The sequence below is a fragment of the Limibacterium fermenti genome (assembly GCF_041902845.1).
GTDB classification, from domain to species: Bacteria; Bacteroidota; Bacteroidia; order Bacteroidales; family Dysgonomonadaceae; genus Limibacterium; species Limibacterium fermenti.
In genome coordinates this window covers 3,128,374-3,139,728 of the sequence record NZ_CP159486.1, presented here as the reverse complement: position 1 = coordinate 3,139,728, position 11,355 = coordinate 3,128,374, and the positions used below count along the sequence as shown (strand labels likewise).

The 11,355-nt window shown below is 42.7% G+C and carries 11 protein-coding genes; 5 read left to right on the top strand and 6 right to left on the bottom strand.

Annotation, left to right across the window (positions count from 1 at the left end; all coding sequences use genetic code 11):
* Positions 1–24 precede the first annotated feature (24 nt).
* Entirely contained in the window at positions 25–1,113 is a 1,089-nt protein-coding gene (locus tag ABNK31_RS13620; RefSeq protein WP_418893041.1) for a FecR family protein, read from the bottom strand.
* A gap of 333 nt (positions 1,114–1,446) precedes the next feature.
* Between ABNK31_RS13620 and ABNK31_RS13615 the strand changes: the two genes are divergently transcribed.
* A complete protein-coding gene (locus ABNK31_RS13615) occupies positions 1,447–2,103 on the top strand; it encodes an RNA polymerase sigma factor (protein WP_418893040.1) in 657 nt (218 codons plus the stop codon).
* A 7-nt stretch (positions 2,104–2,110) separates the two neighbouring features.
* Here the strand turns inward: ABNK31_RS13615 and smpB are convergent, their stop codons facing one another.
* The 5 genes from smpB to ABNK31_RS13590 are packed head-to-tail and all read right to left on the bottom strand — an operon-like array spanning position 2,111 to position 5,873.
* Positions 2,111–2,563, bottom strand: coding sequence for an SsrA-binding protein SmpB (gene smpB, locus ABNK31_RS13610; RefSeq protein ID WP_418893039.1), 453 nt, complete (start codon positions 2,561–2,563; stop codon positions 2,111–2,113).
* Between the two features lies 1 nt (position 2,564).
* Positions 2,565–3,221: a Yip1 family protein gene (locus ABNK31_RS13605; RefSeq protein ID WP_418893038.1), complete on the bottom strand. Its 657-nt coding sequence runs from the start codon at positions 3,219–3,221 to the stop codon at positions 2,565–2,567.
* Between the two features lie 22 nt (positions 3,222–3,243).
* A complete protein-coding gene (locus tag ABNK31_RS13600) occupies positions 3,244–3,978 on the bottom strand; it encodes a hypothetical protein (protein ID WP_418893037.1) in 735 nt (244 codons plus the stop codon).
* Positions 3,979–4,002: 24 nt separating this feature from the next.
* Complete coding sequence (locus ABNK31_RS13595) at positions 4,003–5,295, bottom strand: hypothetical protein (RefSeq protein ID WP_418893036.1); 1,293 nt, start codon at positions 5,293–5,295, stop codon at positions 4,003–4,005.
* Positions 5,292–5,873 (bottom strand): RNA polymerase sigma factor, encoded by a 582-nt coding sequence (locus ABNK31_RS13590; RefSeq protein WP_418893035.1) that lies wholly within the window; start codon positions 5,871–5,873, stop codon positions 5,292–5,294. The genes ABNK31_RS13595 and ABNK31_RS13590 overlap by 4 nt, the downstream gene beginning before the upstream one ends.
* A gap of 337 nt (positions 5,874–6,210) precedes the next feature.
* Between ABNK31_RS13590 and sppA the strand changes: the two genes are divergently transcribed.
* From sppA to thiL, 4 genes are all read left to right on the top strand, one after another.
* The gene (gene sppA, locus ABNK31_RS13585) at positions 6,211–7,986 is read left to right on the top strand and encodes a signal peptide peptidase SppA (RefSeq protein ID WP_418893034.1); all 1,776 of its coding nucleotides are present in this window, start codon (positions 6,211–6,213) and stop codon (positions 7,984–7,986) included.
* Between the two features lie 23 nt (positions 7,987–8,009).
* A complete protein-coding gene (lpxK, locus tag ABNK31_RS13580) occupies positions 8,010–9,107 on the top strand; it encodes a tetraacyldisaccharide 4'-kinase (RefSeq protein WP_418893033.1) in 1,098 nt (365 codons plus the stop codon).
* Positions 9,079–9,891 (top strand): purine-nucleoside phosphorylase, encoded by an 813-nt coding sequence (locus ABNK31_RS13575; protein ID WP_418893032.1) that lies wholly within the window; start codon positions 9,079–9,081, stop codon positions 9,889–9,891. The genes lpxK and ABNK31_RS13575 overlap by 29 nt, the downstream gene beginning before the upstream one ends.
* A 216-nt stretch (positions 9,892–10,107) precedes the next feature.
* The gene (thiL, locus tag ABNK31_RS13570) at positions 10,108–11,163 is read left to right on the top strand and encodes a thiamine-phosphate kinase (RefSeq protein ID WP_418893031.1); all 1,056 of its coding nucleotides are present in this window, start codon (positions 10,108–10,110) and stop codon (positions 11,161–11,163) included.
* Positions 11,164–11,355: the final 192 nt, after the last annotated feature.

Below are 11,355 nucleotides of genomic sequence, written 5' to 3'. Positions count from 1 at the left end.
CCTTCAATCTGTCATCAATCTTTTTCAATTTACCTTTAATCTCTCATCCATCTGTTCAAAAATCAACCGGCTGTTTTCGAGCCTGTAGCCGATACCGTACATATCGGCAATTTGCCGGGCGATGAGTTCCACCTCCGTGTCCGGCGGAAATACCGCTTTGAGCCGGATGGTTTCGGGTAATGCTTCGTTTGTTACGATTACCTGTTTGCCGTATCGGCGGAGTATCTTCATAGCTATTTCATCGAGGCCTGCGTCGTCGAATACGAGTTGTCCGCTTCGCCAGCTTGCAGCCAACTCAGTGTCGGTAAGCGATTGCGTCAAGGAGTGGTCGGCCTTGTTAAAGATGACTTTCCGGTCGGAGGTGATTTGGATGTATTTTCCGTCGGCGTCACTGATCCGAACCTTTCCCGTTCGTACGGAAATTATCTGTTCGTTCAATTCGCCGTAAGCTTTTATATTGAAAGACGTTCCTAATACCCGCGTGCTTACACCGTCCGCCGTATGGACGATAAAGGGGTGGTCTGCATCCCGGGCGACATCGAAGAAAGCTTCCCCTTCGTCCAACCATACTTCGCGGGTCTTACCGGCGTATTTGTCTTTATACAGGCTGAGTTTGGTATTTGTATTCAAATGAATGACCGTCCCGTCGGATAGGCGTATCGATTTAATCTCCTGTCCGGTTGCAAAACTGTCCCGAACCAATGCCTCTGCCACCAGATTTGCCGACAATACTGTTCGGCGAATAGAAGGGCTGTTGAAGCCGATAATCAACAGCAATGCTGCAATGGCGGCTACGGTTCCATAGGCCATCCATGGTCGCAGCACCCGGCGGTTTTGCTTTTTATCCTTTAATAGGCGGCGCGCTTCCATAGGAGTCAGTTTTTCCACACCGATGGTTTCGGCCAACCGGTCAAAACCGCTGATTAATTTCTTTTGTAATTCATCATCGGTCAAGGGATGTTGTATTGCATTTGCTTTTAGTCCGGTAACGATTTCTTTTTCCTTTTCGTTCAATTCACCGTTCAGAAAGCGGCCGAGAAAAATCTTCACATAGCGTTCCTTTTCTTTCTCAGTAAGTTGCTTTCTTCTTCGTGATAATCTATTTCTTTTCATCTGCTTTTAAATAAAAATGATGAGCAAACCGCTTTCTATATATATTACGTTTTGCTCCCTCTGATTCTCATTTGTTGAAGATGTCGCTTGAAATGATTATAGGATATTACTAATCAGTAAGATATTGATGAAAAGCAGGACGTGTAACAAAAATGTCTTCAAAATGTAACAATATCTTAATATATACCTGTTGTTTTATTGAAACAATTTGTCCTACATTTGTCGGGTCGTAAAGTTATAAAATAGTGTATATTGCAATTATTCAGAGGCTTATTTTATATTCTTCCTGTTATCGGGGGGAGGAAGATGCCGGATGTCGACAAATAATGTAAAATGAAGAAGCTTGTTTTAGATAGCGATTTATTGGATGGAATTTCGGCGAAAGATTCATATGCTTTCAAGGAATTCTATATTCGATATGCGTCATTTTTATTTGATTTTGTGATGAAAAAAGTCAAGTCGGAAACGATTGCGGAGGATATTACCCAGGAGTTTTGGTTGAATGTATGGGAAAAGCCTTCCTTCATTCATTGTAATGGATCGGGCTCCGCTAAATCGTTTATTGTGCAGCAACTTCGTTTCCGCATAGTCGATAATTATCGCCGCACATTGACTTCTCCTGTGTTGTGGGATGATATGGCTAAGGCGGAGGATATGGAATGGTATAGCCATGTGTCGGAAGACCTGGATGTGAAAGAAGCGATCGCTATTGTTCGTGAGGCATTGGCCTCGTTGCCCGAATCCACCCGGCGTACATTTTGGATGAGGTTGAACAATTGCAGTCCCGAAGAAATTGCGCAAACATTGTCCATTACCGTGCCTACGACATACAACAAATTCTCACAATCGTTGGTCATCGTACGCGACCATATCCGGAACAAATATCCCGAATTTGCCGCAAATTTCGTAAGACAATCCAAAAAGCCATCTTCTTCTTATCCGCTTCATTCGGCAACATTTATTTGGGCGCTTATGGAATTGTTTAAATAAATGGTGTTTACCGTTTAAACATGCGGTCCATCGTCCGCTTGTCTTCCTTTTCCTTCAGAGCCTGACGTTTATCGTATTGCTTTTTCCCTTTTGCGACGGCGATATTGAGTTTGGCCAGTCCTTTATCGTTGACGAACAAACGGGTGGGAATAATGGTGAATCCCGTTTCTTTAACCAGTCGCATGAGTTTACGTAATTCCGTACGATTCAGCAATAGTTTCCGATCGCGGCGGGCGCTGTGATTGTTATACGTCCCATAGAAATATTCGGCTATATACATGTTTCTCACCCACAATTCGTCTTTTTCGAACACACAGAACGTATCGACCAAGCTGCCTTTTCCCAACCGGATAGATTTTATTTCTGTGCCGGTCAATACGATGCCGGCCGTAAACGTATCCAGCAATTCATAATCGAATGAAGCTCGCTTGTTTCTTATATTTACAGGAGATTGTTTCATTTTAATGGATTAAATAAATCATGAAGGCATTGATTAATCCCGGTACTGCCACTATTAATAACGTCGCAACGATCGAGAAGTTCATCCTTTTCTCCTCCCTCGTTTTCATAAAAATCTCCGCTCCGTTGTATACGATATAAATGGTATATAGAGCGAAAACCCATAATATGAAGAAATCCGATAGTAGAGGCATGACCATATACAAGGCATACATCACAACGGATGAATATCCTACAAACCGCTGATAAAGATACCGGTTTTTTTCGAGCCCGAATTGCACAGCCATTTCGTTAAGCGTATACGAAACAATGTAGTAGCTGCTATAAAGGGTGACGATGTTTATAATCGCCATCTTCAAAGCCATCTGTAATCCGGCGCCATGCATCAGCCCTATCCCGCCGATAAACGAAGTGACCGCGATGATGGCAAATAGAGGATGAAGGAAACGGTTGAAAAATTCGTCCCGTGTTTCTTCATCTTTCTCTATATGGTTCCAAGCTTGTTGCGGGGATGTCGTCAATTGAATAATTGTGAGAAAAATATCTCTCCACATTCCTTTTTGATTTTGGAATGCAAAGATACGCATTTCCCAGTAATAAACGAAATTACCGGGGGCGTCGCTCTGAACGACATCCCCGGTACGAGTCTTTTGAGACACTCTCTTGGGAGCTTGTATTTTTTTATTGTTTTTCTTTTGAAATAACCATCGAATAAGGTTGACTCTTTTTTAATGTGATCTTACCATCGTTACCTTTTTCAAAATATTGGAAAGTCACTTGTAACGTCTTATATTCGGTAGAGGAGCTGCCTGCTAAAAATTCGTCCATGATAGATTTGATTTTTACGGCGCCTGAAGCCCCTTTCTCACTGTCTTTTCCGAAAGCGGATGCTTCCCAACGCGCATCGATAACCAGCTTGTTATCCGAGATATCAGTCTCTTCAGACTTGTAGAATTTCAACTGCCCCTTGTCGCTTTCATCGGTTTGATACGAATAGAAGATGTGATAGTCAAAATATTCACCGGCATTGTAGATGTTGCTATTATAAAGGAAAGGCTGGAAGTCTTTTAACGGTATTTCGGGCGTTTGTACCGGTGCTGCATTGTGAGCGATGGATGATTGTTCGATAGGTCCATCGATGTTTGTCACCGTAACATCATAAATGTTATCTTCAGTCACGGTGTTTGTTTTCTCATTCCATGAATAAGTAATAACCACAAATGTCCCGGGAGTTAAATTTTTAATACTCGATGAAGTGATTGCCAATCCATCGATCGTTCGGGCAAAAACGGTTCCTCCTTCTGTCCTTGTTATATAAGACAAGGGCATACCCGAAAACTGTGTATCGGTTTCTCCCAAGCATGATGTCAATATCAGGCTGACGCCTATCATAGCAAATAGTAATAATTTTTTCATTTTGTTCTATATTTAAATTGATAATTAAAATTCAACTCTTAATCCGAGGTTCAGATCGAGCATAATCTTCTGCTCCGAATAAATAGTTTTATAAGGATTATTCGTTTCAAAATAATACGCACCTCCGATTTTCCCGTATAAATTCAAATTTTTATATATCGGATACGATAAGCCGAAGCCCGCATTAATCGATAGCTGAGGATTATCTTGTTTCACCGAAATCGTTTCTTGTTTCGAGGATGAACTGTTTAATTCTTTCACTTCCGAATTGCGGTTTCGTCTGAATTCTCCGTGAATGTCTTTTTCAATCATACCTCCCAAAGAAGCATATATATCCAGTTTATGGATGGAAAGGAAATAATAATTGACGTTTACGGGAATACCCAAATAATGAATATGCAATGTTTCTTTAGTGTCGGAATTGATATTGGTGTTTTTTGTCTTCGAATATAAATAGGTATATACCAATCCCGTTTCGACCGACAAATTGTCGAAGACGACTTTTGAAACGGTAATTCCCAACGATACCGGTTGTGCATGCTCCATTTCTGCGATGTTATCGGCTGGGTTGGATGTGAGATCGAGTTGCTTCGGAGGAGAAGAATAATGCTCTTTATCTTTCGGATTAGCCGATGCGCTTCGCAATGTCATGGGGGCGTTCACAGTCCTTTCGGAAGAAAGCAGGCCCCCGCCGCCGGTTATTCCAATGCCGGTGTTCCTGTTTTTCGTTTTTGCGCCGGTCTCTAACGCCGCAAGTAACATATCCTTTTTCCCTGCTTGGGCAAACTCTTCGATTAGGCGATCCTTCTCCGCTTGACTTATTTTCTTTTCTTGTTTTTGGGGAGAGGATTGGTCCTTTTCGGATGTGCGTTCAATTTCAGATGACGATTTTTCAACCGGATTTAATTTCGCAGGAGATTCCCCGGAAGCAAAAATAAGATCGTTCTCTTTCTCCGTGTTTTGTCGAATGCCGGATACCGCCTTCTTTTTATTTTTATGGGCATATTGTGCGGGAACTTTATGTTTTGCTTTTTGCTTTTCGCTTTTCTTATGCTCTTCTGTTTGCGGAATGGTTTTTTGCTGCGTTATGATCGGAGACGGATCTTCTATCGACGTGGGGAAAAACAATAGACTGCCGATAAGTAATGCCAGTACGGCAGCAGCCGAACCGATATACCACCTGCTCCGCAGTCGTTTTAGTTTAGACGCGGCGATAAGCGATTCTTCCAGCCGAACCCAACCGTCTTCGGGGACGCGCGCCTCGAAGTTGTTCAGCTTAGACTGAAATTGTTGTCTTATATTATTGTCTTCGTTCATTGAGCTTGTCGTTTATTACGTTCCAGTAATACGCTGATTTTCTTTTGTAATTGTGTTTTTGCCCGATAGAATTGCGACCGGGATGCCGCTTCATTTATACCCAATAGCTTCGCGATTTCTTTATGAGGCATCTCCTCAAAAATGAATAAATTAAAAATCGTTCTATACCCTGTCGGTAATTCCTGGATCATTTGCATCACCGTTTCTTGAGAAATATTTTCGATATCGAACCGATTGTCCTGATAATCGTCTTCCAAATCGGTTATTTCATATTCGTATTCTTCCATAAATTTATTTCTCCGAGCTTCTTGCCGATAATTCTCGAGCGCCACATTTACAAAAATCCGTCTTAACCAGCCTTGAAAAGAACCTTTACCCGCATAAGAGCTTATATGCGTAAATACTTGAATGAATCCGTCGTGTAATAAATCGCGGGCTGTTTCCTCATTTTTACAATAACGCAAACAAACCGTCATCATTTTTGGAGCATACAATTCGTATAGCGCTCTTTGAGCGTTACGATCTTGTTTCTTACACGCTATTATTAATTGCGATTCATCCATTCTTCTCGCATACATAGATTATGATGGAAAAAAGCTAAAAACGCTGCACGAGGGCGGCTTTTTTTTGCAAATTTATTATTTTTTATGGTTGAAGGCGTCTGTTTTGTTTATAAAACAATCTAAGAAAGAATTAAAATCACTAAATAGCCTCGATTGGAGGCTTCGCTCCGGGAGTATTTCCGTTTTAAACGCAAAGATCGGCGCTTTTTTTATCCGCCGAACGGCAAGGAGGCGTTAGGCGGGAGATGACAGCATCCTGTAAAAGAATAGGATTAAAATCAAGGCGTTTATATTGCAATATCCGCCTTTTTTCTTTATTTTTGTTGTTTCTATAAATATAAAAATTTCTTATATGAAAGATTTCCTGAAAATAATGCTTGCTTCGGCTTTGGGCTTTGTGATTGCAAACATTCTACTCTCCTTTGTGGCAATGCTGTTTTTCTTCGGTACGATGAGTTCTTTCCTTGGCTCCCTTTCTACTCAAGAAAAATTTACTTTGCAAGAAAACAGCATTCTGAACTTGCGCCTTACCGGTCAGGTGACGGAAAGAACTCCGGAAGAAGATCCGTTTAGTTCTATGTTCGAAAATGAGCCCTCTACAATGGGTTTGAACGATATTGTGGGCGCTATCCGGAAAGCCAAAAATAATGACAACATCAAAGGAATTTATTTCGATTCCCGTATGTTTAGCGCTTCCATTGCCACATTAGCTGAAATTCGCCAAGAGCTCGAGCGTTTTAAGGAAAGCGGAAAATTTATTGTCGCTTATGCCGACTCTTATTCCCAAGCGGGCTATTATCTGGCTTCCGTTGCGGATAAGATTGCGATTAACCCTCAGGGAATGCTTGACATACATGGATTGGCCTCGATGCCGATATTCTATAAAGATGCATTGAAAAAGCTGGGTGTCGATGTGCAAATCTTTAAAGTAGGTACCTATAAGTCGGCTGTTGAGCCTTTTATTCAAGATAAAATGAGCGAAGCGAACCGAGAGCAGGTGAGTTCCTATCTGCATGATCTTTGGGGCGAACTTCGCGATGATATGGCGGAAGCGCGCGGGCTCTCTTCGCAGGCAATCGATTCGCTTGCCAACAAAGTCCCTGCAATGCACGAGACGGATTTCCTGTTGACCTCCCGTTTGGTCGATACCGTTTTGTATGAAACCGAAATGAAGAATTATCTGCGCTCATTGCTCAGCATTGAAGCGGACGCAAGTATTCCGTACGCATCCGTTCAGGATATGAAATCGGTCAAGACCCAGCAACTAAAGAAAACCGAAAACTCCATCGCCATCCTGTATGCCAATGGAAATATCACGTCCGGTTCCGGAGCGACCAATATTCAGGATAAATTTATCGTCGATCAGATCGAAAAGCTTCGGAAGGATGACGATATAAAGGCGGTTGTTTTCAGGGTCAACTCGGGCGGAGGAAGCGCTTATGCTTCCGAACAGATATGGAAAGCCATCAGTAGCCTGAAAGAGGAAAAACCGGTAGTGGTTTCGATGGGCGATTACGCGGCTTCGGGAGGTTATTATATTTCTTGCAACGCCGATAAGATTGTCGCTCAGCCGACGACATTAACCGGTTCGATCGGTATTTTCGGAATGGTTCCGAACTTCGAAGGCACTGCGGACAAACTGGGTATTAGTACGGATGTGGTAAAAACCAACACCTACTCCGATTTCGGCGATTTTTCCCGCCCCCTCAATGACGGCGAGAAACAATTATTCCAAAACATGATAGAGCAAGGATACGACCTCTTTGTGACCCGTTGTGCCGAAGGCCGCGGCATATCTAAAGATTCCTTGAAGCTTTATGCCGAAGGCCGCGTTTGGACGGGTAATCAGGCAAAGGAAATCGGATTGGTGGACGAACTTGGCGGTATTGAAAAAGCCATCGAAGTTGCAGCCGAATTGGCCAATCTGGGGAAAAGTTATGTGGTATTTGAATATCCGAAGATGCGTTCGAAGTTCGAGCAGCTATTCGATAAACAAAGGGAAGATTTGGCCGCTAAAACATTGAAGCAGTATTTAGGCCGGAGCTACGATTTATTTACGCTGGTCAAAGATATGAAAGAGCAGGATTTTGTTCAGGCTCGGATTCCGGCTGATTTGAATATTCGATAAGATGTAAACGAATTATAAGTGTAATGGATACTCCGCCCGTCGAAATACGCCGTTCGTTATTGCCGTTTTCATGGTTATATGGGGCCGGTGTTCGCTTTCGGAATTTTCTATTCGACCATCATATCCTAAAACAAGAAAAATTTCCTGTTCCGATTATTTGTGTCGGAAATATCACGGTTGGGGGAACCGGCAAAACTCCTCATATCGAATATTTAATAGAGCTATTGTCCTCGCGATATAAGGTGGCTGTGCTTAGCCGGGGATATAAAAGGAAAACCAAGGGCTTTTTAATGGTCGAAGAGGATTCGAAAGCCGCTGAGGTAGGAGATGAGCCGCTACAAATAAAGAGGAAGTATCCCCGGACGCTCGTGGTGGTGGATAAAAACAGAAGACGCGCCATTAAAAAACTGCTCGATAGCGGGCAGGGCGAACGTCCCGACGTGATCTTATTGGATGACGGCTTTCAGCATCGATACGTGCAACCCTCTTTGTCGATTCTTTTAGTAGATAGCCATCGACCTGTCTATGAAGATCAACTTTTGCCGGCCGGGTCGCTTCGGGAATCCATAAGTGGAAAGAACAGAGCTTCCATGGTCATTGTCACAAAGTGCCCGCCGGATATGCAAGCGATTGATTTCCGTATTTATACTAAAGGGCTTAACTTGTATCCTTATCAGAATTTATATTTTTCCTCTATTCAATATGGCGATCCGGTTTCCGTGTTTCCTGAATTCGAGGAAAGAGGGCAAAAGGCGGATATTCTTCCCGGCACTCACGTGCTTTTAGTGGCCGGTATTGCCGCTCCGGAACCTTTAGTAAATGAGTTAAAGCAAAAAACGGATTCTTTACATACCCGGTTTTTCCCCGATCATCACTCGTTCACAAAAGACGATATCCGCACCATTCGTGACCTGTTTAAGAAAATGGAGGGCGACGATAAAATGATTGTCACGACCGAAAAAGATGCGATGCGTTTTCAATCATTGCCTTTCCTTGAGGAGGACTTGAAAAAACGACTCTATTATGTGCCTATTAAGGTGCGCTTTATAGAACAATCAAAAAAAGAACAATTCAATAAAAAAATCAATCAACATGTTAGAAATTATCAAACAAACCGCTGATTATTTAAGAAAAAAGATTCACGAAATTCCTAATACCGCCATTATTTTAGGTACGGGATTAGGCGAATTAGTGCATGAAATAGAAGATAAAAACGAAATTCCCTACGCCGAGATTCCCAACTTTCCCTTGTCGACCGTTGAAGGGCATAGCGGAAAGCTTATCGTCGGAACGTTAGGCGGTAAAAAGGTGCTGGCCATGCAAGGGCGTTTTCATTATTATGAAGGCTATAACATGCAGGAGGTCACCTTTCCCATCCGCGTGTTTCAAGCATTGGGAATCCAGTATCTTTTCGTGTCGAATGCTGCCGGAGGAATGAATTCCAGTTTCGATATCGGAGATATTATGTTGATAGAAGATCATATCAATATGTTTCCCGAACATCCGCTGCACGGAAAGAACTACAATGAATTGGGAACCCGTTTCCCGGATATGAGCGAAGCCTATGACCGCGAGTTACGTTTGCTGGCAATGAATATCGCAAAAGAAAAAAATATCAAGCTACAACATGGTGTGTATGTAGGCGTTCAAGGCCCCACGTTCGAAACGCCGGCCGAATATAACTTCTTCCGTATCATCGGAGGCGATGCGGTGGGCATGTCTACCGTTCCCGAAGTGATTGTGGCCAATCATGCCAAGATGAAAGTTCTTGCCTTCTCTATTATTACCGATTTAGGTGTAATCGGGAAAATTGTCGAAGTTTCGCACGAAGATGTGCAGGAAGCGGCGAAGATAGCGCAGCCCAAAATGGCCGAGATCATGCGTGCCGTGATTCAAAAAATATGAGATGACTCAAGTTTCGCGAGGGACTTTAAGAAATTACAAATTACGAATTACAGATTACGAATTACAAATTACGAATTACGAATTACAAATTACGAATTACAAATTACAAATAGTTAGGAGTAAGAAGTATGCAGTAAACAGTAACTGTAAACTGTAAGCTGCAAATTTTCAGGCGGAATAACTTGCGAAACTTGAATTATTTATATCGAGATTAATATGAAAGGAAAAGAAATATCGTCTCTGGGAGAGTTCGGGTTGATCGATCATCTCACGAAGCACATACAATTAACGCAACCTACTTCTCGCAAAGGGGTAGGAGATGATGCTGCGGTTATCGATAATGCCCATAAACGCACATTGGTGACAACCGATCTGCTTCTCGAAGGAATCCATTTCGATTTGGTGTATGTGCCGATGAAACATTTGGGATACAAATCGGCTGTGGTGAATTTTTCCGATATTTATGCCATGAATGGAACCCCGCAACAAATAACGGTTTCGTTGGGGATTTCCAATCGTTTTTCGGTGGAAGATATCGAAGAATTTTATGCCGGCCTGCTGTTGGCTTGTGAGACGTATGGCGTGGACATTGTGGGTGGCGATACGTCTTCTTCGTTAACGGGATTTACGGTGAGCATCACCTGCATCGGCATTGCCGACGAAGAGCAGATTGTTTACCGTAGCGGAGCAAAAGACACCGACCTGATCTACGTGTCGGGCGATTTAGGGGCTGCCTATATGGGGTTGCAACTGTTGGAGCGTGAAAAAAGGGTATTTGATAAAAGCAACAGCAAAGAATTTCAGCCCGATTTTGCAGGAAAAGAATATTTGCTGGAAAGGCAGTTGAAACCCGAGGCCCGTAAAGATATTGTGAAGATGTTGGCCGAACATGGAATCGTTCCTACTTCGATGATTGATGTTTCCGATGGCCTGTCGTCCGATATATTGCATCTCTGCAAAGAAAGCCATGTCGGTTGCCAATTGTTTGAGGAGCGCCTTCCGATAGATTACCAAACGGCTATGATGGCCGAGACGTTTAATATGAATGTGGCTACGGTGGCTCTGAATGGAGGAGAAGACTATGAACTGTTGTTTACCGTGCCGCTGCATTTGCATGATACGATGGCGGAGCTGTCGGGGATTCATCTTATCGGGCATATGACCAAAGCCGAAAACGGATCGTATTTTGTGACGCGCGACGGGCAGGCGATGGAGTTGAAAGCACAGGGCTGGAATCATATTCCGGAAAGCTCTCGCGAAGAAGAGGCGTAAATTATTTGAAGAAAAAATGAACATGTTTTTTATCCTACTGTTATATAGTAGAAAATCACACGAAATAGAAAACGGCTCTACAGTTAAGGAATAAAAAAATAAGCCGCCCAAATTTCACAATCTGAACGGCTCTACAATTAAGGTGTCATTTTAAATGACAGTCGTGCAAAGGTACATAATTCTTTTGTTTTA

Coding starts and splice junctions, on each gene's coding strand:
- ABNK31_RS13620 (WP_418893041.1), bottom strand. CDS start 1,113: ATGAAAAGAAATAGATTATCACGAAGAAGAAAGCAACTTACTGAGAAA.
- ABNK31_RS13615 (WP_418893040.1), top strand. CDS start 1,447: ATGAAGAAGCTTGTTTTAGATAGCGATTTATTGGATGGAATTTCGGCG.
- smpB (WP_418893039.1), bottom strand. CDS start 2,563: ATGAAACAATCTCCTGTAAATATAAGAAACAAGCGAGCTTCATTCGAT.
- ABNK31_RS13600 (WP_418893037.1), bottom strand. CDS start 3,978: ATGAAAAAATTATTACTATTTGCTATGATAGGCGTCAGCCTGATATTG.
- ABNK31_RS13595 (WP_418893036.1), bottom strand. CDS start 5,295: ATGAACGAAGACAATAATATAAGACAACAATTTCAGTCTAAGCTGAAC.
- ABNK31_RS13590 (WP_418893035.1), bottom strand. CDS start 5,873: ATGTATGCGAGAAGAATGGATGAATCGCAATTAATAATAGCGTGTAAG.
- sppA (WP_418893034.1), top strand. CDS start 6,211: ATGAAAGATTTCCTGAAAATAATGCTTGCTTCGGCTTTGGGCTTTGTG.
- lpxK (WP_418893033.1), top strand. CDS start 8,010: ATGGATACTCCGCCCGTCGAAATACGCCGTTCGTTATTGCCGTTTTCA.
- ABNK31_RS13575 (WP_418893032.1), top strand. CDS start 9,079: ATGTTAGAAATTATCAAACAAACCGCTGATTATTTAAGAAAAAAGATT.
- thiL (WP_418893031.1), top strand. CDS start 10,108: ATGAAAGGAAAAGAAATATCGTCTCTGGGAGAGTTCGGGTTGATCGAT.